General features: G+C 71.9%; 17 protein-coding genes. 4 read left to right on the top strand and 13 right to left on the bottom strand.

Annotated features, from left to right (window positions below; all coding sequences use genetic code 11):
• Positions 1 to 268 precede the first annotated feature (268 nt).
• On the top strand, positions 269 to 1,930 hold the full coding sequence (locus AMK18_RS18510) for a beta-N-acetylhexosaminidase (protein ID WP_158071806.1): 1,662 nt from the start codon (positions 269 to 271) through the stop codon (positions 1,928 to 1,930).
• A 55-nt stretch (positions 1,931 to 1,985) separates the two neighbouring features.
• Here AMK18_RS18510 and AMK18_RS18505 read toward each other — a convergent pair whose 3' ends face one another.
• From AMK18_RS18505 to AMK18_RS18480, 6 genes are all read right to left on the bottom strand, one after another.
• Positions 1,986 to 2,969, bottom strand: a complete 984-nt coding sequence (locus tag AMK18_RS18505; RefSeq protein ID WP_079199306.1) for an ABC transporter substrate-binding protein — start codon at positions 2,967 to 2,969, stop codon at positions 1,986 to 1,988.
• A gap of 170 nt (positions 2,970 to 3,139) precedes the next feature.
• On the bottom strand, positions 3,140 to 6,007 hold the full coding sequence (locus AMK18_RS18500; RefSeq protein ID WP_443333225.1) for an eCIS core domain-containing protein: 2,868 nt from the start codon (positions 6,005 to 6,007) through the stop codon (positions 3,140 to 3,142).
• 79 nt (positions 6,008 to 6,086) lie between these two features.
• Entirely contained in the window at positions 6,087 to 7,253 is a 1,167-nt protein-coding gene (locus tag AMK18_RS18495; protein ID WP_018105731.1) for an acyl-CoA dehydrogenase family protein, read from the bottom strand.
• 7 nt (positions 7,254 to 7,260) lie between these two features.
• Positions 7,261 to 8,220, bottom strand: coding sequence for a hydroxymethylglutaryl-CoA lyase (locus AMK18_RS18490; protein WP_073863607.1), 960 nt, complete (start codon positions 8,218 to 8,220; stop codon positions 7,261 to 7,263).
• Positions 8,217 to 10,313: an acetyl/propionyl/methylcrotonyl-CoA carboxylase subunit alpha gene (locus AMK18_RS18485; protein WP_079199305.1), complete on the bottom strand. Its 2,097-nt coding sequence runs from the start codon at positions 10,311 to 10,313 to the stop codon at positions 8,217 to 8,219. Before AMK18_RS18485 ends, AMK18_RS18490 begins: the two co-directional genes overlap by 4 nt.
• Positions 10,314 to 10,320: 7 nt before the next feature.
• A complete protein-coding gene (locus AMK18_RS18480) occupies positions 10,321 to 11,928 on the bottom strand; it encodes a carboxyl transferase domain-containing protein (protein WP_018105734.1) in 1,608 nt (535 codons plus the stop codon).
• Between the two features lie 118 nt (positions 11,929 to 12,046).
• Between AMK18_RS18480 and AMK18_RS18475 the strand changes: the two genes are divergently transcribed.
• Complete coding sequence (locus tag AMK18_RS18475; RefSeq protein WP_073863606.1) at positions 12,047 to 12,676, top strand: SACE_7040 family transcriptional regulator; 630 nt, start codon at positions 12,047 to 12,049, stop codon at positions 12,674 to 12,676.
• Here the strand turns inward: AMK18_RS18475 and AMK18_RS18470 are convergent.
• Positions 12,673 to 15,609 carry an acyltransferase family protein gene (locus AMK18_RS18470; RefSeq protein WP_073863605.1) on the bottom strand — a complete coding sequence of 979 codons (2,937 nt, stop codon included), beginning with the start codon at positions 15,607 to 15,609 and terminating at the stop codon, positions 12,673 to 12,675. The genes AMK18_RS18475 and AMK18_RS18470 overlap by 4 nt on opposite strands.
• 16 nt (positions 15,610 to 15,625) lie before the next feature.
• The gene (locus AMK18_RS18465; RefSeq protein WP_073863604.1) at positions 15,626 to 17,302 is read right to left on the bottom strand and encodes a glycosyltransferase family 2 protein; all 1,677 of its coding nucleotides are present in this window, start codon (positions 17,300 to 17,302) and stop codon (positions 15,626 to 15,628) included.
• Between the two features lie 249 nt (positions 17,303 to 17,551).
• Here AMK18_RS18465 and AMK18_RS18460 point away from each other — a divergent pair, with 249 nt between their 5' ends.
• The gene (locus tag AMK18_RS18460; RefSeq protein ID WP_073863603.1) at positions 17,552 to 18,331 is read left to right on the top strand and encodes a phosphatase; all 780 of its coding nucleotides are present in this window, start codon (positions 17,552 to 17,554) and stop codon (positions 18,329 to 18,331) included.
• Between the two features lie 10 nt (positions 18,332 to 18,341).
• Here the strand turns inward: AMK18_RS18460 and AMK18_RS18455 are convergent, their stop codons facing one another.
• From AMK18_RS18455 to AMK18_RS18445, 3 genes are read right to left on the bottom strand one after another with little or no spacing between them, the layout of a single operon-like run.
• On the bottom strand, positions 18,342 to 19,313 hold the full coding sequence (locus AMK18_RS18455; RefSeq protein WP_073863602.1) for a cation diffusion facilitator family transporter: 972 nt from the start codon (positions 19,311 to 19,313) through the stop codon (positions 18,342 to 18,344).
• A 57-nt stretch (positions 19,314 to 19,370) separates the two neighbouring features.
• The gene (tesB, locus tag AMK18_RS18450) at positions 19,371 to 20,243 is read right to left on the bottom strand and encodes an acyl-CoA thioesterase II (protein WP_018106324.1); all 873 of its coding nucleotides are present in this window, start codon (positions 20,241 to 20,243) and stop codon (positions 19,371 to 19,373) included.
• Positions 20,244 to 20,259: 16 nt separating this feature from the next.
• Positions 20,260 to 21,417, bottom strand: a complete 1,158-nt coding sequence (locus tag AMK18_RS18445) for an acyl-CoA dehydrogenase family protein (protein WP_073863601.1) — start codon at positions 21,415 to 21,417, stop codon at positions 20,260 to 20,262.
• Positions 21,418 to 21,656: 239 nt separating this feature from the next.
• Here AMK18_RS18445 and AMK18_RS18440 point away from each other — a divergent pair, with 239 nt between their 5' ends.
• Entirely contained in the window at positions 21,657 to 22,604 is a 948-nt protein-coding gene (locus AMK18_RS18440; protein WP_073863600.1) for an Imm49 family immunity protein, read from the top strand.
• 9 nt (positions 22,605 to 22,613) lie between these two features.
• Here AMK18_RS18440 and AMK18_RS18435 read toward each other — a convergent pair whose 3' ends face one another.
• Positions 22,614 to 23,477, bottom strand: a complete 864-nt coding sequence (locus tag AMK18_RS18435; RefSeq protein WP_073863599.1) for an immunity 49 family protein — start codon at positions 23,475 to 23,477, stop codon at positions 22,614 to 22,616.
• 42 nt (positions 23,478 to 23,519) lie between these two features.
• Positions 23,520 to 24,383 (bottom strand): immunity 49 family protein, encoded by an 864-nt coding sequence (locus AMK18_RS18430; RefSeq protein WP_241836592.1) that lies wholly within the window; start codon positions 24,381 to 24,383, stop codon positions 23,520 to 23,522.
• Positions 24,384 to 24,385 lie beyond the last annotated feature (2 nt).

Below are 24,385 nucleotides of genomic sequence, written 5' to 3'. Positions count from 1 at the left end.
CAGGGAACCGCGATACTGGCCCTCTTTTTCTGGCTTGGGTGGATTTCGTGCGGGCGGCGCGGGGGTGTGGAGGCGGGGTGGCGCCGTACTGGTCGGAGCCGAAGGGGTGAATGTGCACATAAGCCGCAAAAGCTCATCAGGGTGCCTGGGTGACCAACGCCGGTGAGTGGTCTACACCTTGACCACCCGTGAGACGCGCGGTACGCATGGCGACGGAGAAAGGTCAGGAGACCCCAGCAGAGTGACCCCCCAGAAAGGGACCCGGCTTGTGAGACTGCACACGGCACGGCGCAGTGCTCTTACCCGTTCTCTACCCCGGCTCCTCGGCTCGCTGCTACTCGTCGCGGCGGCCGGTGTCTCCAGCGCGTGCGCCGCCCCACAGGCGTCCGCCGCGGGCACCGCCTCGGCGGCGTGGGCGCCCAGGCCGCTCGGCCAGGTGGTGCCCGCCCCCGCCTCGGTCAGGCCCGGCGGCGACCCGTACGTCCTCAACGGCTCCACCAGCATCCGGACCATTGGCGCCTCCGGCGAGGCCCGGAAGATCGGCGACTACCTGGCGGGCCTGCTGCGGCCCTCCACCGGATACGCCCTGCCCGTCACCACCAAGGACGGTGCCGACGGCATCCGGCTCCGGCTCGACCCCCGCGCCGGAAAGCTGGGCGCGGAGGGCTACACGCTCACCTCCGGGCGCGGCAACGTCACCATCACCGCCAGGCAGCCCGCAGGGCTCTTCCACGGCGTCCAGACGCTGCGCCAGCTGCTTCCGGCCCAAGTGGAGCGCGACACCCGCCAGGAGGGCCCCTGGCGGATCGCCGGCGGCTCCATCACCGACACCCCGCGCTACGCCTACCGGGGCGCGATGCTCGACGTCTCGCGCCACTTCTTCTCGGTGGACGAGGTCAAGCGCTACATCGACCAGGTCGCCCAGTACAAGATCAACACCTTCCACATCCACCTCTCCGACGACCAGGGCTGGCGCATCGCCGTCGACTCCTGGCCGAGGCTGGCCCCGTACGGCGGCTCCACCGAAGTCGACGGCGGGCCCGGCGGGTACTACACCAAGGAGCAGTACAAGGAGATCGTGCGGTACGCGGCCTCCCGCTACCTGGAGGTCGTCCCGGAGATCGACATGCCGGGCCACACCAACGCCGCCCTCGCTTCGTACGCCGAGCTGAACTGCGACGGCGTCGCGCCGCCGCTCTACACCGGCATCAAGGTCGGTTTCAGCTCGCTGTGCGCCGGCAAGGACGTCACGTACACGTTCATCGACGACGTCGTCCGCGAGGTGGCCGCGCTCACGCCCGGCCGGTACTTCCACATCGGCGGCGACGAGGCGCACTCCACCAGCCACGAGGACTACGTGGCGATCATGACCCGGGCCCAGGCCGTCGTCGGCAAGTACGGCAAGACCGTGATGGGCTGGCACCAGCTGACCGGCGCCGACCCGGTGAAGGGCGCCGTCGCGCAGTACTGGGGTTACGACAAGACCAGCGCCGCGGACCGGCAGCAGGTGGTGGACGCGGCGAAGAACGGCACCAGGCTGGTGCTGTCGCCCGCGGACCGGGTGTACCTCGACATGAAGTACACCGACGAGACCGTCCTCGGCCTGAAGTGGGCCGGCACGGTCGAGGTGCAGCGCAGTTACGACTGGGACCCGGCGACGTACCTCACCGGCGCCCCGGAGAGCGCGGTGCTCGGCGTCGAGGCGCCGATCTGGTCCGAGACCCTGACCGACAGCGACGACATCGACGCCATGGCGTTCCCGAGGCTGCCCGGCGCGGCCGAGCTCGCCTGGTCCCCGGCGTCGACGCACGACTGGGACACCTACAAGGTGCGGCTCGCGGCGCTCGGGGAGCGGTTCACCGCCCAGGGCATCGACTACTACCGCTCGCCGCAGGTCCCGTGGCCCGCCTCGGAGACGAACGGGAGCTGACACACCACCGCCCCGGCAGCCGGGAATCCGGCCGCCGGGGCGGTGAACCGTCGCGTCAGGCGACCTTCTTGGCGTTCTCGATGGCCTTCGCCAGGTCCTCCAGGATCGGCGCGCACTTGTCGTAGCTGTAGATCGGCTCCGTCGTACGCGGAACGACCTGGCCCGCCTTGACCGCGGGCAGCTGCGCCCAGGTCGGCTTGGAGGTCAGCGCCGCGGGCTGGAGGGCCGAGGAGCGGTTGTCCATCATGATGATGTCGGCGTCGTACTTGCCGACGTTCTCCCAGCTCAGCTCCTCGAAGAAGCCCGCCGCGTTCACCTTCGGCTCGACGAACTTCACGCCCAGCTCCTGGAAGTACAGGGTGTCGGCGGACATCTTGGCGAGCGAGACGTAGAACAGGTCCTGGCTGGCCGAGCCGACCATGACCTTGATCTCCGGCTTCGACTTCGCGGCCGCGCGCAGCCGGGCCGCCGCCTTCTCGAACCGCGTCTTCGCGGCGGTGACCTTCGCGGACTTCACGTCGGCGCCCAGCGAGGCCGCCAGGTCCTCGTGGCGCTGGATCGCCTTCGGGATGGTGGTCTCGGCGGCCCACAGCGCGACGCTCGGGGCGAGCTTGAGGATCTTGTCCTTGGACTGGTCCGGCACGTACCAGAGGGCGTCCTTCTGCCACATCGCCGTGACCAGCAGCTCCGGGCCGAGCTCCGCGTACTTCTCGACGTTGAACTCGCCCCAGACGTTGCCCAGGATCTCGACCTTGCTGATGTCCAGGTCACCGGCCTGCACGTCCGGCTTGCCGTCCTCGGTCTTCGTCGGGCCGAAGACCGCCTTGACCTCGATGCCGTAGTCGTGGAGGGCGGCGGCGACACCGGTGAAGGCGACGATGTTCTTCGGTATGGACTTGGCCTCGGCGGTCTGGCCCCGGTCGTCCTTGAACTTCCACGGCCCGGCGTCGGCGCTCTTGGAGCCCGAACCGGCGGAGTCCTTCTTGTCGCTGCCGCCGCAGGCCGCGAGCACGGCGCCGAGACCAACGGCGCCGCCCATGGCCAGCAGGCCGCGGCGGGTGGGACGGGACGCTCGGGTTGTGCTCATGACGGAATCCGCCTTCGTACGAGCCGGAGACCGGCAGGTGACACGTTCAAGGGAAGGCTAGCCTAACCTCACGCATTGTCGACCTGTCGACGGGGTCCGGCCCCGTGAGCGGGGCGCCGCCCTCAGGCCTCCGTCGCCCAGACGTGCTCGTACCAGTCGCTGCCGCCCTTGTCCGCCTTGTGACTCGGGTCCTGCCTCCACTCGCTCCGGGTCACCTTGAAGTTCGCGCCCGGCATGAGCAGGACCTCCGCCTCGGTGGCCTGGTAGCGGTGGAAGGGCTCGACGTCGCGGCCGTACTTCCCGGTCAGCGTCAGCTCCAGCAGGATGCGGTGCGTCGCCTTGCCGGAGACCTTCTGATCGCGCATGAAGTCCATGGCCACGGGCTCGTCCCGGCTGGTGCTGTCGAAGGAGGTGGTGAAGACGGAGCCCGGCCGGTAGTTCACCGCGGCCTGCTTGCCGAGCCGGTACACCGACTCGTCGCCGCCCGCGTTCCAGTCGCCGCGGAAGACGGTGCCGGTGACGGGAGGCAGCCGCGTCAGCGCCTCCATCGTCATGTCGGCGTGCGCCTTCATCTCCTCGAACAGCACGGGCGCGAGAAGGTCGACGCGCGCGTCGATGACGGCGATGGCCGCCTCCTTGGCCGCCTGGTTCGTGCCCTTGGCGGCCGCGAGCTGTGGCGCGATCACCGGGTCCTCGTCGAGGGTGTTCACCGGCTCGGCATCGGGGTCCTGCGCGGCCCACTTGAGCTGCTTCTTGATCTGCTGGAGCGAGATGGCCTCGGCACCCGCGGCGGCCAGGCCGCCTGTCCCGTACGGCGCGTACCCCTCGGGCAGCAGCCGGCTGCGCAGCACCGAGTTGATCATCTGGTGCGCGCCACCGGTGTAGGTCATCAGCGCGGTCGCGTGCGCGGGCTTGAACTTCTCCGCGACGGCCTGGGTGGAGGCGCCGTCGTTCCGCTGCTTCCATTCGGTGATCTGCTTCGTGGCGGGCAGGACGTCGCCCGCCACGAACGCGTCGTACTTGTCCCGCGCCAGACCGGCAGTCGCCTGGCCGGGCTCCATGAAGCCGCTGGCCGCGGGGGCGACCGCACGGGCCGCGTTGGCCTCCGCGAGATACATCAGCTCGTGCGGGAACTGCCCGTCGACGCAGACGTTCTGGCGCAGCTCCTCCTCCGTGAAGGGCGCGATCGTCTGGTACATCAGCGCCGCGCCCTTGCCCGCCCGGGCGGCGGTCTCGCCCGGCCCCTTGACCCCGGCCGCCCAGGAGCCGCGCAGGATCTCGTAGAGCGAGTGGTCCCAGGACGGCAGCATCCAGCCCATCAGCGCCATCCGGTAGTCGAAGACGTCCACCCCGGACACGTTGATCCACTGGAAGGTCTTGAGCATCCGGGTCGTGGTGCCGGACATGCCGGCGACGATCGGGATGCCCCGCTCGGCGTTCGCCTTCGGCCAGGCTTCGTTCTGCTGGATCTCCCAGTAGGCCGCGCCCTCGTTCCAGGGCAGCTTGTCGGTCGGACCCGGCTTGCCCGCGAACTCCAGCTCACGCGCGCTGAGCGGGGCGCCGCGGTCCTCGTAGTCCTGGGGTGACTTGCGGTGGGACGCCTTGGCGGCCTCGTCGCGCTCCTTGCGCGGCCCCTGGCTGTCGATCATCTCCCGGGTGTCGCCGACCAGGGTCTCCGGTTCCGACTGCCACAGCAGGCCACCCAGGGCGTACGGGTCCTTCTCGTAGTTGTAGCCCTTGCCCACGAGGTTGGCCCCGGCCCACAGGACCGGCCGGGTCCAGCCGTTGAGGAACGCGGAGTGCTTCTTCAGCTCCTCCTCGTTCATGCCGAGGGTCGACGCCAGTTGCGGCTGCGGCCCGATGATGGCGTTGAGGATCTCCTTGAGCGACAGCTGGGCGCCCTTGTTGTAGTAGGCGGCGTTGTAGACGGCGGTCATCAGCTCACGGACGTTGCCGTCCCGGGAGAAGAAATCGTTGATCTGGGCGGTGGTCATCTTCTCGCCCACCTGCCCGCCGCTCGTCCGGTCGTCCTGGAAGAACGCCTTGTTGGCGAGTGCCGAGTCCTTGTGGGCGACGCGCGAGTACGCGATCAGCAGCTGCTTGAGCCGGTGGACAGTCTTGCGTGCCGCCGCGAGCGCCTTCGGATGCCGGAAGGCGTACGCGCCGAGCCGCTGCTCGAACTGCTCGGCCGACGCCTGCCAGTTCGTGTGCGCGTAGTACTGCGCGTGGTCGAAGGGCGCCTCGCCCTCGCCGAGGCGTTGTACGGCGATCTCCCCGCCGGTACGGGCCGGGCCGTCCGCCGTCCGCTGTACGGGCGCCGCCTCGGCCGGGACGGGACCGGCCAGCACCCGGCGGGCGTTCTCCTCCGCCGCGCGCTCGAAGCGGTCGGCGGGGTCCGAGACCCGGAGCCCCGAGCCGTTGTCGGTGCCCGCGACCGGCCCTTGGCGCTGCTGGACGACGTGCGTCAGCTCATGGGCCAGCGTGTGCCGGTCCGCGCCGCCGGAGCCGATGACGACATGGCTGCCCGAGGTGTAGGCGCGGGCCCCGACCTCGGCCGCCGAGCGCTGGGCGGCCGGCCCGGTGTGCAGCCGCACATCGGAGAAGTCGGCGCCGAGGCGTGCCTCCATCTCCGTCCGGACGGCCTCGCCCAGCGGCCGCCCGGGGCCGCGCAGCACGTCCGGCACGGTCGAGCGCTGTACGGGAGCCGACGCGCCCTCGCCGTGGGAGAGCCCGGGCACGCGGCAGTCGTCCTGCCACTGCTGCTCCAGGGCCCGGGCGAGGGCGGCGTTGCCCATCGAGCGCTGCAGGGCCCGTAACCGCTCCCCGGGCACCGGCCCGCCGGAGCCGACCGCGCCCGCCGGAGCGGTCAGGCCGACCGGCCCCACCGCTCCGGAAAGCACGGCCGGGCCGGGGGTGCCGGCCGAGCGGGCGGCAGCGGGCTCCGTCCGGACCGGGGAGGCGGCGGTCTCCTGCTTGTCCTGTGCGCGCATGCTCCGATCATTGGCCATCCGGCGCCCGAGGGCCAGGGTTTCCCGTATCCCGCGAGGGACGGGCCGCGCCGCCCCGGGCTCAGGCCTGCATCCCCAACTCCCGGGCGATCAGCATGCGCTGGACCTCGCTCGTGCCCTCGCCGATCTCCAGGATCTTGGAGTCGCGCCACATCCGGGCCACCGGGTACTCGTTCATGAAGCCGTAGCCGCCGTGGATCTGGGTCGCCTCGCGGGCGTTGTCCACGGCCACCGTCGAGGAGTACAGCTTGGCGATGGCCGCCTCCTTCTTGAACGGCTCGTCCGCCAGCAGCCGGGACGCCGCGTCCCGCCAGCCGATGCGGGCCATGTGCGCCCGCATCTCCATGTCCGCGATCTTGAACTGGATGGCCTGGTTGGCGCCGATCGGCTTCCCGAAGGCGTGCCGCTCGGCGGCGTACTTCACCGACTCGTCCACACAGCCCTGCGCCAGGCCCGTCGAGAGCGCCGCGATGGCGATGCGGCCCTCGTCCAGGATGCGCAGGAACTGCGCGTAGCCCCGGCCCTCCTCGCCGAGCAGGTTCTCCAGCGGGACGCGCACGTCGGCGAAGGACAGCTCGCGGGTGTCCGAGGCGTTCCAGCCGACCTTGGAGTAGGGCGCGGCCACCGTGAAGCCGGGGGTGCCGGAGGGGACGATGATCGAGGAGATCAGCGGGGCGCCGTTCTCCTTGCGGCCGGTCACCGCCGTGACCGTCACCAACTCCGTGATGTCCGTACCGGAGTTGGTGATGAAGCACTTGGAACCGTTGATCACCCACTCGCCCGTCGCCTCGTCGCGCACGGCGGTCGTCCGGGTGCCGCCCGCGTCCGAACCGCCGTCCGGCTCGGTCAGGCCGAACGCGCCCAGCGCCTCGCCCGAGCAGAGCTTCGGCAGCCACCGCCGCTTCTGCTCCTCGGTGCCGAAGCGGTACACCGGCATCGCGCCCAGCGAGACGCCCGCCTCCAGCGTGATCGCCACCGAGGAGTCGACCCGGGCCAGCTCCTCCAGGGCGATGCCGAGCGCGAGGTAGTCGCCGCCCATCCCGCCGTACTCCTCCGGGAACGGCAGCCCGAACAGGCCCATCCGCCCCATCTCGCGCACGATCTCGTACGGGAACTCGTGCCGCTCGTAGAAGTCGCCGATCTTCGGGGCGACGACGTCATGGGCGAACTCCTCGACGGTGCGGCGGAGTTCCTCGTGCTCGGCGGTCAGCCGGTGGTCCAGGGACATCGGGGTATCACTGCTCCTTGTGGGACAGGGCGCGGACGGTACGGGACGGGCTGGGTCGGCCCAGATGTCCGGCGAGCCACACGCTGGTGGCGGTGAGCTCGCCGAGGTCGACCCCGGTTTCGATACCGAGGCCGTCGAGCATCCACACGAGATCCTCGGTGGCGAGGTTTCCGGTCGCGCTCTTCGCGTACGGGCAGCCGCCGAGGCCGCCGGCCGACGCGTCCACCGTGGAGACGCCGTGCCGGAGCGCTGCCAGGGTGTTGGACAGGGCCTGCCCGTACGTGTCGTGGAAGTGCACCCCGATCACGTCGGTGGTCACCCCGGCCTCGTTGAGCCCGGTCAGCAGCGCGGTCACGTGGCCGGGGGTGGCGACGCCGATGGTGTCGCCGAGGGACAGCTCGTCGCAGCCGAGGTCCATCAGCGCCTTCGCGACCCGGACGACCTGCGCGACCGGCACGGCCCCCTCCCAGGGGTCGCCGAAGCACATCGACAGATAGCCGCGCACGTGCACCGACTCGGCCTTGGCCCGGGCCACCACCGGCGCGAACATGGCCAGCGACTCGTCCACCGTGCGGTTGAGGTTGCGCGCGGCGAAGGTCTCCGTGGCGGAGCCGAACACCGCGATCCCGCGGGCCCCGAGCGCCAGCGCCCGGTCCAGCCCGCGTTCGTTCGGGACGAGGACCGGCAGCGCCACGTCACCGACGTCCGCGATGTCCCCGAGCATCGGGAACAGCTGCTCGGCGTCGGCCAGTTGGGGCACCCACTTGGGGTGCACGAAGCTGGTGGCCTCGATGGTGGTCAGCCCGGCGACCGCGAGCCGGCGGATGAACTCCGCCTTCACCTCGGTCGGGACGACCTCCTTCTCGTTCTGGAGGCCGTCGCGGGCGCCGACCTCGTGGATGCGGACCCGGGCGGGCAGCCCCTCGGCGGGCACGGTCATCGGCAGGGCGCGGGCGTCGGCGGTCATGCGTCCTCCCCGGCACCGGCGGCGGGCACGACCACGGCGAGCACCTGGTCCATGGCCACCGTTGACCCGGCGGTCACGTCGAGTTCGGTCACGGTCCCGGCGTGCGGCGCGGAGATGACGTGCTCCATCTTCATCGCCTCCACGACCAGCAGGCTCTGCCCGGCGGCGACCTCGTCCCCGACGGCCACCTTCACCACGGTCACCGTCCCGGGCATCGGCGCGGCGAGCGTGTCCGCGCCGGAGCGGGCGGCGCCGGTCAGCGACGCCTCGACCGGGTCGTGGTCCCGGACGTGCCAGCTGTCGCCGTCCCGGCCGAGCCAGTGCCCCTCCGGGGAGACCGCGTACGCGAACACATGGGTGACCCCGGCGAGTTCGAACGCGATCCGGCCGTCACCGGCCGCGAGGGTCCTGGCCTTCTCCGCCGTACCGGGCAGCGGTCCCAGCGGTCCGCAGGCCCCCGATTCCGGGGCGGGCGGGCTCGCGCCCTCGCCGACATGGCCGAAGGTCAGCTCGGTGTCCCCGCCGCCGCACGGCCGCAGGCCCACCTGGACCGGGTCGTGGCCCGGGATGTGGAAGTCGAGCACCGTCCGGGCCGGGGCGCCGCCGAGCCGCCAGCCGTTGCCCGCCGAGAACGGGTCGGCCCAGGCGCCGGGCGCGGGGCGGGCGGCGGCGGACGCGGTGTGCTGCCGCAGCAGCGCGGCGGCCGCGTACACCTCCTCCGGCACGCCCTCCGGGACCAGTGCGGCCACCTCGCGCTCCACCAGGCCGGTGTCAAGGTCGCCCGCCACCACGGCCGGGTGGGCCAGGAGGCGGCGCAGGAAGCCCGCGTTGACCGGGACGCCGAGGACGACGGTGTCCGCGAGGGCCACCCGCAGCCGGCGCAGGGCGGTCGCCCGGTCGGGGCCGTACGCGATGACCTTGGACAGCATCGGGTCGTACAAGCTGCCGACCTCGCCGCCCTCGGCGAGCCCGGAGTCGGTGCGGACCCCGCCGCCCTGCGGCTCGTGCAGCGCGAGCACGGTGCCGCCGGAGGGCAGGAAGCCGCGCGCCGGGTCCTCGGCGCAGACCCGGGCCTCCACGGCGTGCCCGGTGAGCGTGACGGCGTCCTGCCCGTACGGCAGCGGCTCACCGGCCGCGACGCGCAGCTGCCACTCCACCAGGTCGAGTCCGGTGATCAGCTCGGTCACCGGGTGCTCGACCTGGAGGCGGGTGTTCATCTCCATGAAGTAGTACGAGGACGGGTCGCTGCCCGGGACGATGAACTCCACCGTGCCCGCGCCGACGTACCCGCAGGAGCGGGCCGCCTGGACGGCCGCCTCGCCCATCGCGGCCCGGGTCGCCTCGTCCAGCAGGACGGACGGGGCCTCCTCGATGATCTTCTGGTGGCGGCGCTGGAGCGAGCACTCGCGCTCGCCCAGGTGCACCACGTTGCCGTGGGTGTCGGCCAGGACCTGGATCTCGATGTGGCGCGGCCGGTCGATCCACCGCTCCACCAGCAGCGTGTCGTCGCCGAAGGAGGCGCGGGCCTCGCGCCGGGCCGCCGCGATCTCGTCCGCGAGCACCGCCGCGTCCCGGACGAGCCGCATGCCCTTGCCGCCGCCGCCCGCCGAGGGCTTCAGCAGCACCGGCATGCCGATCCCGGCCGCCGCATCGGCGAGCTCGGCGTCGCTCAGCCCGCTCCCGGAGGAGCCGGGGACGACGGGGACGCCCGCCGCGGCGACCGTCTCCTTGGCCCGGATCTTGTCGCCCATCAGCGAGATCGCGGTGGCGGGCGGCCCGATGAAGACCAGCCCCGCCTCCGTGCACGCCCGGGCGAACGCCGCGTTCTCCGCGAGGAAGCCGTAGCCGGGGTGGACGGCCTGCGCGCCGGTGCGGCGGGCGGCCTCCAGGAGCCGGTCCGCGCTGAGGTAGCTCTCGGAGGCGGGCGCGGGGCCGATCCGTACCGCCGTGTCGGCCTCCCGTACGTGCCGCGCGTCCGCGTCCGCGTCGCTGAAGACGGCGACCGAGCGGACGCCCAGCTCGCGCAGGGTCCGGATGACCCGGACCGCGATCTCGCCGCGGTTGGCGACGAGGACCGTGTCGAACATCGTCATCTCTTCCTCACATCCGGAAGACGCCGAAGCCGGCGTCGCCCAAGGGCGCGTTGGCGCACGCGGTCAGGGCGAGCCCCAGCACCTGCCGGGTCTCCAGCGGGTCGATCACCCCGTCGTCCCAGAGCCGGGCGGTGGCGTAGTACGCGTTGCCCTGGGTCTCGTACTGCTCGCGGATCGGGGCCTTGAAGGCTTCCTCGTCCTCGGCGCTCCAGTCGTCGCCCAGCTGGTCGCGCTTGACCGTGGCGAGGACGGAGGCGGCCTGCTCGCCGCCCATGACGGAGATCTTCGCGTTGGGCCACATCCACAGGAAGCGGGGGCTGTAGGCCCGGCCGCACATGGAGTAGTTGCCCGCGCCGTAGGAGCCGCCGACGACCACGGTCAGCTTCGGGACCCGGGTGCAGGCGACGGCGGTGACCATCTTCGCGCCGTGCTTGGCGATGCCGCCGGCCTCGTAGTCCCGGCCGACCATGAAGCCCGAGATGTTCTGCAGGAAGACCAGCGGGATGCCGCGCTGGTCGCACAGCTCGATGAAGTGCGCGCCCTTCTGGGCGGACTCGGAGAACAGGATGCCGTTGTTGGCGACGATCCCGACCGGGTGGCCGTGGATGTGCGCGAAGCCGGTGATCAGCGTCGTGCCGTACTCCGCCTTGAACTCGGCGAACCGCGAGCCGTCGACCACCCGGGCGATCACCTCGCGCACGTCGTACGGCGTACGCGAGTCGACCGGGACCGCGCCGTACAGCCCGGCCGGGTCCACCTTCGGCTCCTCGACCGGCCGCACCGACCAGGGCAGCGCGCCGCGGTCCGGCAGCGTGGCCACGATGTTCCGGACGATCCGCAGCGCGTGCGCGTCGTCCTCCGCGAGGTGGTCGGTGACGCCCGACGTACGGGAGTGCACCTCGCCGCCGCCCAGTTCCTCGGCCGTGACCACCTCGCCGGTGGCGGCCTTCACCAGCGGCGGGCCGCCGAGGAAGATCGTGCCCTGGTTCCGGACGATGACGGCCTCGTCGCTCATCGCCGGGACGTACGCCCCGCCCGCCGTGCAGGAGCCCAGCACCGCCGCGATCTGCGGGATGCCGGCGCCCGACATCCGGGCCTGGTTGTAGAAGATCCGGCCGAAGTGCTCGCGGTCCGGGAAGACCTCGTCCTGCATCGGCAGGAAGGCGCCGCCCGAGTCCACGAGGTACAGGCAGGGGAGACGATTCTCCAGCGCCACCTCCTGGGCCCGCAGGTGCTTCTTCACGGTCATCGGGTAGTACGTGCCGCCCTTGACGGTCGCGTCGTTGGCGACGACCACGCACTCCCGGCCGCTGACCCGGCCGATCCCGGCGATCACCCCGGCGGCCGGTGCCGCGCCCCCGTAGAGCCCCTCGGCCGCCAGCGGGGCCAGCTCCAGGAAGGGCGAGCCCGGGTCGAGCAGGGTGTCCACCCGCTCCCTGGGCAGCAGCTTGCCGCGCGCCACATGCCGGGCGCGGGCCCTCTCACCTCCGCCGAGCCTGGCCGTGGCGAGCCGCTTGCGCAGCTCGTCGGCGAGCGCGTGATGCGCCGCCTCGTTGGCCTGCCAGGCCGCCGAGGCGGGATCCGCCGCGCTCGTCAGCACCGGTGCCTGCTGCATCGTGTCGAGCCCCCTTGCCCGTACCGCGCCGTTCCGATCGCCAACGCCACCGTGTTAATGAGCGTTAACGTGATCACAGGTTAACGAGCGCTAACCCGCCTGTCTAGAATGGCTGCTCATGAGCACCCATGCCGCCGCCCGCGTCGCGGCTCCCACCCGCCGCGAGCAGATCCTCCGGGAGGCCGCCCGGCTCTTCGCCGAGCGCGGCTTCCACGGTGTCGGCGTCGACGAGATAGGGGCCGCCGTCGGCATCAGCGGCCCCGGTCTCTACCGGCACTTCCCCGGCAAGGACGCGATGCTCGCCGAGCTCCTCGTCGGCATCAGCGAACGGCTGCTGGCCGGCGGGGAGCTCCGGGTGACCGAGGACGCCGCCTCCGGCGACGGATCGCCCGAGGCCCTGCTGGACGCGCTCATCGAGGGCCACATCGACTTCGCCCTCGACGACCGCCCCCTGATCACCCTGCACGACCGGGAGCTGGACCGCCTGCGGGACACCGACCGCAAGCGGGTGCGCCGCCTTCAGCGGCAGTACGTCGAGGTGTGGGTCGCCGTCGTCCGCGACCTCTACCCGGACCTGCCCGAACACGAGGCCCGCGCCGCCGTCCACGCGGTCTTCGGGCTGCTGAACTCCACCCCGCACCTGGGCCGCCCCGGAGCCCTGCCCGGGCGCACCGAGACGGCGGCGCTGCTGCACCGGCTGGCCCGGGGCGCCTTCGCGGCGGCGGGGGAGTCCGAAGACAGGACCTAGGCGGCGCCCTCCCGGGTGGACACCGTGACCCGGTCGACCCGCATCGGGTGGCCCGGTTCCGTCGCGGGGCCCGGCGTAGCGCCGTCGGCGGCCGGGAGCGCCCCGCCCATCGCCACGTCCAGGATCAGGAACTGGCCGCGCAGCAGCGCCGCCTCCCAGGCGTCCATGCCCGTCGCGGACGCCTTCACCCGGTGGTACACCCGGCCGTCCAGGGTCCAGCGGACCTCCTCGGCGCCCGGTGCGGTGTCGACCTCCACGGCGTACGTGTGGAAGGCGCCGCGGCAGCCCGCGCACTTCTGCCGGGGCGAGGTGAGCCCCACCGGCTCCTCGCAGGGGCCGCCGTCGAGCGTCCCGCAGTGCAGGGTGCCGAAGACCGACTCGCGCCCGTTGACGGACTCCATGACGTCGATCTCGCCGGTGGCCGGCCAGCCGGTGTACCCGTCGCGCAGCCCGGCGCCCATCGTCCAGAAGGCGGGCCAGTAGCCCCCGGCCGCCTCGCCGGACACGTCCGGCAGGGCGATCGACGCCTCGATGCGCAGGACGCCCCCGGGCGGCGGCGCGAAGTCGGAGCGCCGGGACTCGATGCGGCCCGAGTACCACCGCCCGTCACGCCGCGTCGGCACGATCTCCAGCGCCCCCTCGCCGTCCAGCCGGACGTTGTCCGTGGAGTCGGTCATGGTCTCGATCTCGCCGGTGCCCCACTGCGCGGCCGGGCAGCCCGGATAGCAGGTGCCCTTGTCGTACAGCCACCGGGAGGCGGCCGGGCGGCTGCCCCTGGGCCCGTCGAACGTCTCGTCCAGCAGGGTGGTCCAGCCGTCGCCGGTCCCGAGGCCCGCCGCCTCCGTGAGGAGCCGTTCGAGGCGGGGCGCCAGCACCACGGCGGCCACATCGGTCAGGTGGGTGTCGTCGCGGTAGAGCAGGACCCGGTCCAGGACCGCCGGGCACGTCGGGCCGGAGGCCGGGCACAGCACCGGGTTCACGGAGACGGACCGCACCCCCGGCAGCCTGCCGGCCGCCGCCTTCCGGGCCAGCGGGTCGGGCCACCGGGACTTCTTCCGGTCGAAGGCGCAGGGCTCAGGGTCCGCGAGGTGCCCGGAGACGCAGGCGGGGACGTCGCGGCCCGGGACCGGGGTGTCCTCGATGTACACGATCGGCACCCCGAGCGCCCGCAGCGGCTTCAGCGTCCGCTCCCAGCCCCTGAGCAGCGCGTCCTGGTCATCGGTGTAGCGGTTCAGCGAGGAGACGACGATCAGCCGGGGCTTCGGGCCCTCGGCCAGCCGGGCGAGGCTCGCCGCCCGCCAGGTGTCGCACTCGTGGTACGCCCGCCCCAGCTGCGGATTCACCACGGTCAGCTCCGCCAGGGGGCAGCCCTGCTTCACCAGCTCTTCGAGCGCCCAGCCGCGTTCGGCGGCCAGGCTGAGCAGCGGGGAGAACCACTGCCCCGCGTGCGAGTCGCCGAGCAGGACGACCCGGTCGGGGCTGTCCACCGCCCCGAACAGGCAGGGCGGGCTGCTCGTGACCGCCGGGGCCACCTCGCACGCCTCGTCCGGCGGGAAGCTCTGCCGGGCCTGGACGGGGTTGGGCACGATGGGGCGGTTCGGTGCGCCCGCCTGCGCCCCGGTCCGGGCCAGCAGGGTGGGGCCGGTGACCGCGCCCGCGGGCAGGCCCTTCAGGTCCACCGGGGTGGCCGGGCCGAGCAGCTTCAGCGTGGTGGTGCCGACCACCAGGGCCAGGACGAGCGGGATGACGACGGACGCGACGCCCAGTGCGAGACCGCGCCGGGGCAGCTCGGAGACCGTACGGCTGTGGCGCAGCGGCCGCTCGACCCAGTGCCGGGTGGCCAGGGCGGGCAGCACCGAGGCCGCCGTGAGCGCCACCCTGGCGGGCCAGCCCAGGGTGCCGAAGCGGGCCTCGGCCAGCACGAGCACCGGCCAGTGCCACAGGTACAGCGTGTACGACAGCCGGCCGACCGCCCGGGGGCCGCGCAGCCCGAGCAGCCGCCCGACCCCGAGACGCGCGGGCGCCTCGGGCCCCCGGCCGGGCGCCCCGGCGAGCAGGACCGCCGCCGTGGCCAGGGTCGGGACGAGCGCCGCGTAACCGGGATACGGCGTCGACGCGTCGTACCGCAGCACGCACCACACGAGCGCGCCCGCGCCCGCCCACCCGCACAGCAGCCGCAGCACGCGCGGGCCGGGCAGCAGATGCCAGGGCAGCAGTGCCAGCAGCGCGCCGGTGCCGAACTGCCAGACCCGGGACGGCGTGCCGAGGTACGCCAGCGAGACGGAGTCGTCCGTCCAGCGCAGCGCCAGGGCGAAGGAGACCAGGGTCAGCACGGCGGTGACGGCGACCGCCACCGGCCGCAGGGCCCGGCCCCGGCGCACCGCGCGGGCGGTGAGGAAGGCGAGCAGGGCGAGCAGCGGGCCCCAGCACAGATAGAACTGCTCCTCCACCGCCAGCGACCAGAAGTGCAGCAGCGGGCTCTCGTCCTGACCGGCCGCCAGATAGTCGGTGCGCTGGTGGACGAACCGCCAGTTGGCCACGGACAGGGCCGCCGCGACGACGTCGTTCTCCAGGTCCGTACGGCGCAGCGGCACGGTCAGCCAGGCCCCGGCCGCCGCGACCGCGACCAGGACCACCGCCGCCGACGGCAGCAGCCGGCGGGCCCGGCGCGCGAAGAACTCGCCCAGCCGGACGCGTCCGGTGGTGACGGCCTCCCGGACCAGGAGCCCGGTGATCAGATAGCCGGATATGACGAGGAAGACGTCCACGCCGACGAAGCCGCCGGCCAGCCCCGGCACGGAGGCGTGGAAGGCGAGGACGGCCAGCACGGCGAACGCCCGGAGCCCTTCGATGTCGGGGCGGAAGCGGGTCCGGTGCGCGGGCGGGGGAGGAGAGGTGAGGTGCACGGGCCGCAGCGCGGCGGGAGCGGACATTGCGGGTGAGGGCCTTTCAGCTCAGCCAGGGCAGCATGGGGTTGACCCAGCCGGAGGCGAGCAGCGCGGTGAGCACGAGCGTTGCGGTGACGGCGAGCGCCTCCGGCCAGCGCCGGGGCAGGACGGCGGTGCCGGGACGGCGCGGGGCGCGGGCGGGCCGGGGTGCGGCGGCCGGGCGCAGTTCGGTGAGCAGGTCGCGGATCAGCGGGGTGTTGATCTGGAGCTGGACCAGCACATAGAGGCCGAGCCCCCAGTTGGGCTCCCAGCCGTTGCGGGCGACGGCCAGGGCGAGCCCGGCGGCGGCCGCCGAGGTGGAGCAGACCAGCCAGCCGAGCGAGACGAGCACCACCCGGCGGGCCAGCGCGCCGGACTTCCCGCCCCCGGCCGCCCCGGTCGGCACCCAGGCGGCGCTGCGCCCGCGCAGGGTGTGCCAGACGGCGGCCCCGGCGGCCACGCTCATCAGGACGTTGGCCCGGATCACCTCGATCCGCCAGCGGGTCCGGCTGATCCGGGGCAGCAGCACGTGCCACAGCCACAGCGGCGCGAGGAGCGGCAGGACGTGCCAGGGCCGGATGTGGTCCGGGTACCAGATCATCATCACGAGCGGCGGCAGCGGCGCGGCGAAGGTGTTCACCACCGTCGTCAGATAGCCGACGATCCCCTCGTGGAAGCAGAGCCGCATCCGCCAGGGCGCGCCCATCCGCTTGAGGACCGGGGTGCCCAGCAGGTGCAGGTTGCCCATCGCCCAGCGGTACTGCTGGTTGAGGTAGGCGGCGAGGTTGTCCGGCGAGGTGCCCTTGGCGACCAGCACCGGCACGTACAGGGTTCTGAACCCCTCGGCGTGCAGAGCGAGTCCGGTGTACAGGTCCTCGCTGTGGTCGAGCCGCGCGAAGCCGCCGGCCCGGTCGATGGCGCTGCGCCGGTAGACCGCGTTGCTGCCGCAGCAGATCGCCGCGTCGCTCGCGTCCCGGGAGGGCTGGATCCAGCGGAAGAACCACTCCTGGGCCGACCCGGCGGCGCGCTGGATCCACCCCATGGTCTCGTCGGTGTCGAAGCACTGCGGGCTCTGCACGATGCCGACGCAGGGGTCGGCCAGATACGGCACGAGGTGGCGCAGGAAGTCGGGCCTGGGCGCGAAGTCGGCGTCCAGGATGGCGATGTGCTCGGCGCTGCTCAGGGTGAGCGCGTGGTTGAGGTTGCCCGCCTTCTTCAGATGCCCCCGGTCGGGCCGTACGACGTAGCGGAAGCCGTACGCGGCGGCCAGCGCGGCCACCTCGGGGCTGTCGGCGTCGTCCAGCACCCAGACGGTCAGCGCGTCCGGCCAGTCCAGGGCGGCGACCGCGCGGTAGGCGTTGTCCAGGACGGCGAGCGGTTCCCCGCAGGTCGGCAGGTACAGGTCGACGGTGGGCAGCTCGGGCGGGTCCCAGGCGTGGACGAGCACTTCGTGCGAACGCCTGGTCAGCCGTCGGGCGCGCAGGCTGTTGACCGAGGAGAGCGCGAGCGCGACGACGTTGAGGGAGAGCACCGCGAGAAAGGCCCAGAGGGCCGGGGTGCGCAGGGCGAAGGTGAACATGGTCGCCGCCGTGAGCACGAAGGCGAGCGAGGAGCTGATCAGTACCCAGCGGCGCTGTGGCCCGAAGTACCAGTAGAGCTCGCGGTCGGACGGTGGTTGCGGCAAGTGATGCACGGTCATATGGCCCCCCAAGGCTGTGCATGTCCCGGTATCGGGTGACCCACCCCACCCTAGTGTCAAAGGTATAGACCACTTGGCGCCCGCCGGTGAATGAGACAGGGGTTGGCGCAAAGTCAGTGGTCTATACCCATTTCACGCGGAGGCCCGAGCGGAGCGGAAAGCTCCAGGTCACGGGCGGATGAACGGGCACGCAACATCCGCCCTGCGGACCGCCGGGACGCCGGGCACGCGCCACGGCACAATGGCCCCATGCCGATACCCAGCCGCGCCGCCCTCGTCGAACACCTCGTCCGTACGCGCATCGCGGGGGACGTCGCCACCCCGCGCGACAACAACCTGGCCCACTACCGCAGCCTGGCCAACGGGGACCGGCACTACTGGCTGGGCCTGGAGCTGGGCGACCGGTGGCGCGACGAGCAGGACGTGCTGGCCGTGATGGCCGAGCGGTGCGGGGTCAGCGACGATCCGGAGCACCGGTTCGGGCAGGACACCATCGACCCCGAGCTGACCGTCGACGCCCTGGAACGGGCCGCCGCCCGGCTCCGCAAGGCCGTCGAGGGCACCGAGCGGGTCCTCTTCGCCACCGGCCACCCCGGCGGCCTGCTCGACGTCCACCGCCAGACCGCGCAGGCGCTGCGGGCGGCCGGCTGCGAGATCGTCCGGATCCCGGGCGGGCTGATGGCCGACGAGGGCATGGTCTTCCAGTTCGCGGACGTCGCCGTCCAGGAGCGCGGCGCGACGCTCTGGCACACCCACTCCCCGGCCCCGATGGCCGCCATCCTCGACGGCCTGGAACGCGAGGGCCGCCCGCTGCCCGACCTCGTCGTCGCCGACCACGGCTGGGCCGGATGCGCCGCCCAGCGCGGCCTGGACGCCATCGGCTACGCGGACTGCAACGACCCCGCCCTGTTCCTCGGCGAGTCCGAGGGCACCCTCCAGGTCGCGATCCCCCTGGACGACCACGTCCTGGACCCGCGCTTCTACGACCCGATGACGGACTACCTGCTGGACGCGGCGGGGCTGCTCTGAGGACCGGGTTTCAGGAGCCCTCCCCCTCCGCCGCGCGGGCCCGGCGGCGTGCCTCGCGGCCCGATGTGGGGTCCAGGTAGACCCGCTTGATGGACGCGTACCGCTGCCGCAGCCGGCGCTCGGCCTCCTCGCAGGCCGTCTCGACCTGTTCGGCGGTGACGGTGTCCCGGAAGTCGACCTTCGCGGCGACCAGGATCTCGTCCGGACCCTGGATGAGCGTGGTCAGCTCCAGTACGGAGATGAGGTGGTCGACGCCGAGCAGCTCCTCCCGGATGCCGTCGCGCATCGGCGCCGACACCGGCCGCCCGATCAGCAGCTGGACGTTGGACCGGCCGAGCACCCACGCCACGTACACCAGCAGCGCACCGATCAGCAGTGAGGCGATGCCGTCCCAGACCCCGGACCCGGTCAGCTGGCCGCCGAGCAGGCCGCCCGCCGCGAGCAGCAGGCCGAGCAGGGCCGCCGAGTCCTCCATCACGACGGCCTTGACCGCGGTGTCCGGGGTGCGCCGGAAGTAGTGCCGGGCGGGCGCGCCCAGTTCCTCGGCCTCCTGGCGGACCTGCCTGAGCCCGGTCCGCAGCGAGAAGCCCTCGAGGAGGAAGGCGACGACGAGCACGAGGTACGAGATCAGTGGGCTGCCCAGGTCCTCGCCCGCGAGCAGCGTGTGCACCCCGTCGTAGATCGAGAAGACCGCGCCGCCGACGAACGTCGCGACGGACGCCAGCAGCGCCCAGATGTACCGCTCGGGGCCGTACCCCAGCGGATGGTCCTCGTCGGCCGGCTTCTCGCTGCGCTTGAGCGCGGTGAGCAGCAGGACCTCGGTCACGGTGTCGGCGACGGAGTGGGCCGCCTCGGAGAGCATCGCGCTCGACCCGCTGATCAGCCCGGCGACCGCCTTCGCCACGGCGATGCCGAGATTGGCCAGCGCCGCGACGACGACGGTGAACGTGGACCCCCCGCCACTGCTTTTCGCGTCAGTCATGCCGGTGAGTATGTCCGCGCCCGGCCCGCTCATGTCCGACGCGCGGCCGGAGGCCGGTCAGCGGGGGACCCGGACCACACCCTCCTGGATGACGGTGATCGCCAGGCGGCCGTCCTGGGTGTAAATGCGGGCCTGGCCGAGGCCGCGCCCGCCGGACGCGGACGGCGACTCCTGGTCGTACAGCAGCCACTCGTCCGCCCGGAACGGCCGGTGGAACCACATCGCGTGGTCGAGGCTGGCCCCGACGACGTCCCCGACCGCCCAGCCGCCGCGCCCGTGGGCGAGCAGCACGGAGTCGAGCAGCGTCATGTCGGAGACGTACGTGGCCATGCAGACGTGCAGCAGCGGGTCGTCGGCCAGCTTCCCGTTGGTACGGAACCACACCTGCGACCTGGGCTCGCGGGGTTCGCCCACCGTGCCGAACGGCGGCGCGTCCACGTACCGCAGATCGACGGCGGCCCGCGCCTCGACCAGCCGCTCCACCATGCCCGGGTCGCTGAACCGGTCGGCGTAGCGCGGCAGCATCTCGGCGGCGGTGGGCAGCGTCTCCGGGTCGGGGGCGGGCGGCATGTCCGCTTGGTGCTCCAGCCCGTCCTCGTACGTCTGGAAGGACGCGGAGAGGTGGAAGATCGGCTGCCCGTGCTGGACGGCGACGACCCTCCGGGTGGTGAAGGAGCGGCCGTCGCGGATGCGGTCCACGGTGTAGACGATCGGCGCGCCCGGGTCGCCCATGCGCAGGAAGTACGCGTGCAGCGAGTGGGCGGACCTATCGGCGGGGACGGTGCGGCCCGCGGCGACGAGCGCCTGGGCCGCGACCTGTCCGCCGAAGACCCGGGGCACGACCGCCGAGCGGCTGGTGCCCCGGAAGATGTCCTGCTCGATCCGCTCCAGGTCGAGCAGATCGAGCAGGGAATCGAGTGCGGTGCTCATGGGAGTCGGGCGGTCCCTACAGGCCCATGGACTTGGCGATGATCGACTTCATGACCTCGCTGGTGCCGCCGTAGATGCGGTTGACGCGGTTGTCCGCGTACAGGCGGGCGATCGGGTACTCGTTCATGAAGCCGTAGCCGCCGTGCAGCTGGAGGCAGCGGTCGATCACGCGGTGCGCGACCTCGGTGCAGAACAGCTTCGCGGAGGCGGCCTCGGCGGCGGTCAGCTCACCGGCGTCCAGCGCCTCCAGGGCGCGGTCGGCGACGGCCTGGGCCGCGTCCACCTCGGCCTGGCAGGCGGCCAGCTCGAACTTGGTGTTCTGGAACGAGGCGACGGTCTTGCCGAAGACGGTGCGCTCCTGGACGTACTCCTTGGCGAACCGCACGGCGGCGGCGGCCTGGGCGTACGCGCCGAAGGCGATGCCCCAGCGCTCGGAGGCCAGGTTGGTGCCGAGGTAGCCGAAGCCCTTGTTCTCCTCGCCGAGCAGGTCCTCGGCGGGCACCTTGACGTCCACGAAGGCCAGCTCGGCGGTGTCGGAGACCTTCAGGCCCAGCTTGTCGAGCTTGCGGCCGACGGAGTAGCCCTCGGACTTGGTGTCCACGGCGAACAGCGAGATGCCGAAGCGGCGGTCGTCCTCGCGCGGGGCGGAGGTGCGGGCGCAGACGATGACGCGGTCGGCGTGGACGCCACCGGTGATGAACGTCTTGGCGCCGTTGAGGACGTAGTGCGTGCCGTCCTCGGAGAGCTTCGCGGTGGTCTTCATGCCCGCGACGTCCGACCCGGTGCCCGGCTCGGTCATCGCGAGGGCCCACATCTCCTCGCCGGTGACGAACTTCGGCAGCCAGCGCTTCTTCTGCTCGTCGGTGGCGAGCATCTTGATGTACGGCAGGCCGAGCAGCGTGTGCACGCCGGAGCCGCCGAAGGAGACGCCGGCCCGGGCGGTCTCCTCGTAGATGATCGCCTCGTACTTGTGCGAGTCGATGCCCGCTCCGTCGTACTCCTCGTCCACGTTGATCCCGAAGACGCCCAGCTCACCGAGCTGCTGGTAGAACTCGCGCGGCGCCTGCCCGGCGGCGAACCACTCGTCGTACACGGGCACGACCTCGGCCGCGATGAAGGCCCGGATGGTCTCCCGGAACGCCTCGTGGTCCTCGTTGAATACCGTACGGCGCACGGGGTGCCTCCCTGGTCGGTTACGTCTGCTGCGACTTCTGGTGCTACGTCTTCCGGTGCTGTGTCTTCCGGAGCATGGCTAAGCGCTTGCTCAGCCATGGTTAAAAGTTACCCGGCGGTCACGGGGCTGTCCAGGGTGATGCTGAGCACGCGGGGCCCGGACGGCGGCGACCGCCGGTCGGTAGGGTGATGCGCGATCCACGCCCGGTGAGATGTGAACGAAACGGTGGAGCTGTGCGCATGGAGCGGCATGTACTCGACGAGGCGCCCGTCTCGGCTGCTCTGGACGGTTTCGACCGGCGGATCGGCGGGCTGGTGCGGAGTCTGTCCTCGGAGCGGCTGACCGCCAACGACTGGTCCCCGCTGGCGGGGGAGTTCCTCGACCATCTGGGCGCGCTGTCCGTACGCCACCCAGCCCTCGACACCCCGCAGGCGGAGGCCGTCCTCCGCGCCGCGGAGCAGGCGGCGACCGGCGCCGTAGCCTTCGCCGCGTACTTCCCGGGCCACCCCTTCACGGTCTCCCTGGACTACGTGAACTTCGGGGTGTCCTACGACGCGGGCGCGGACGGAAGCCCCGTCCCCCTCGGGTCGTCCGACTGGCTCGACGCCTTCTGCCTGGCCGTGCTCACGGGTACGGCCGAGCGCCACCGGGAGGCGTTCTACCACGCGCGGAACTCTCGGGAGGACGCCCGCTTCCCCGTGGACGCGCTCGCCGACGGCCTCATGGCATACGTACTGGGGGACCTGGGCGACGACGAAGACGCGGACTACCCGCCCACGGAGGCGCAGGTGCTCGCGGCGATCGACGGCGGGCTCGCCTGGATCCGCGCGTTCGGTGCGGAACTGGGGCGCGATGTCGGGGGCCGCTCCGATTACCTCGCCCTTCTCGGGCTGCGCGCCCTGGCGGCGGGGGATCGGGAGGCGTTCGATGCGGCGTTGGGCCGACTGCTGCGCACGAACAGGGCGTTCGGCGAAATCAGCGCACAGCCCCGTTCCCTCCTGCCGCTCACACCCCTGGCGCTCGCCGCACTGGCGTACCGCCGCCGGGGCTGGTCGCCCGCCGTCGACAGCGACTACCTTCCTCGCGCCGTGATCACGGGCCGCAAGGCGAGCGGACCCGCGAGCCGCGCGGACATGGTCGCCGCGCTGCGTTCGGGAGCGGAACTCTTCGGACGTCCCGGCGAATAGCGGTTGCCGTCAGGTGGGGAATTCGCCGATCCAGGTGCGCTGGAGGAGGTGCTTGGGGAGGTAGCCGGATTCGATATCGAGGGGGAAGTCGGCGTCGTGGGCGAGGCAGGCGATGGCGAGGGGGCCGAGGGCGATGCTGCCGTCGACGTCGGTGGCCCGGTCCTCGGTCAGGGTCCAGTACGCCCTGTGGAGTTTCAGCGCGTCGGCGAGGGCGGGGGCGAAGCCGTCTTGGTCCTTGCGGAGGTAGTGGTAGAAGAGGTTGATGGGTGGGTAGAGGATGCCGTCCATCAGGTCTCGGGGGGCGATCTGGGCCACGGACGGGTCGGATGCCTCGATGGTGGCGATCAGCTTGTCCGCGAGGCCGGGGCCGCGGAGCCACCAGGTCTGGAGGGTGTCGACCCAGTGGTAGATGTACTCGTCGTACTGCCCCTGAGGTGACCGCATCCGCTCCAGCGGGATCTCGCTGAGCTGAGTCAAGCGTGCTTCGTCACGGCAGATGAGGGCCAGCCAGAAGGCGGACAGCCACTTGCCCGTATCGGCTGTGCCCATGTGGCCGGCAGCGGGGATGGTCCGCAGCTTCCTGTTGATGCGGCACTCGACAGTTCCCTCGGTCACCAAGCTCGCGGCGAACAGCGCCGAACTGACCTGCATGGCGTTGACCGTGGCTTCCCACGTCTCCACCTTGGAGGCTCGCGGATCGATGGCACAGTGGGCATGGAACCCCAGAATGGAGGAACCGACCGTGAAATCGAGCAGGGCTGCTGACTCCTCCAGATCGTCGATTTCCTCGATCAGGCGCTCGCTCAGCCGGTTGGCCAGTGCCTCCGTATCGGCTCTTCCCCGGAGATCGTGGCGGGTAATGACTGTCGTCATGGAAAAGTCCTCGGGTCGTGACAGAGGTCGCTGTATGTGGTGTCAGGTGGGGAACTCGTCGGCCCACGTCCCCTTCAAGAGGTGCAGGGGAAGGTAGTCCGACTCGATCTCGATGGGAAAATCGGCGTCGGCTGCCAGGCAGGCCATGGCCAGTGGAGCCAGGGCCACCCAGCCGAAGCAGGAGTCGGATCGCTCCTGGTCGGCCGACCAATAGGCCCTGTGGGCGTGGAGCGCCTGTTCCAGCGCGCTGTTGAACTCGGCGTGCTGCCCGGTGGCCCGCCGACGGAGAAGATCCATCGGAGGCCACATGAGTTGGGAGACATAGTCCTGCCCCGTGACGGACGGCACGCCAGGGGCTGTCCCCGACGCTGCCTCGACCAGTTTGTCGGCGAACTCCGGCCGGCCCAGCCAGAACGCCTGAAGAGCCTCGATCCACGCGTAGAGGTATTCGTCGCACACGGCTCCCGACTCGCGCAGCTTCGAAGTCGGGACGTGGCAAAGTGCCGTCAGCCGCTCGGCGTTGCGGCAGACGACCGCCAGGTAGAAGGCGGTGAGCCAGTGCCCCGCGTCCGCGAACGACTCGGGACGGACGAAGGCGGAAACCGTGCGCACTTCATGGTGGATGAGGCAGTCCACGTTGTCCTCGGCGGTCGTGGCGGCCGCGAAGAGGGCCGATCCGGACTGCATGGCGGCGACCCAGGCCTCCCACGCTTCGATCCAAGCGGCGGCGGGATCGACCGCGGACTTTTCATAGGCCATGACCAGGGACGTGGACATGACGCTCTCGAGGGCGTAAGGAGATTTGTGGATTCTTTCCAGCAATTGCTCGGTATGCGGAAAAATAGACGGTTTCTGCTCGGGCAGATGCTGTCGGGTGATCGCGTGTCGGGCGATGGCTCTGGTCACTG

The organism is Streptomyces sp. CB01249, assembly GCF_001905735.1.
GTDB lineage: Bacteria > Actinomycetota > Actinomycetes > Streptomycetales > Streptomycetaceae > Streptomyces.
The sequence above is the reverse complement of the archived record's forward strand: the minus strand, read 5'-3'. Positions and strand labels throughout refer to the sequence as shown.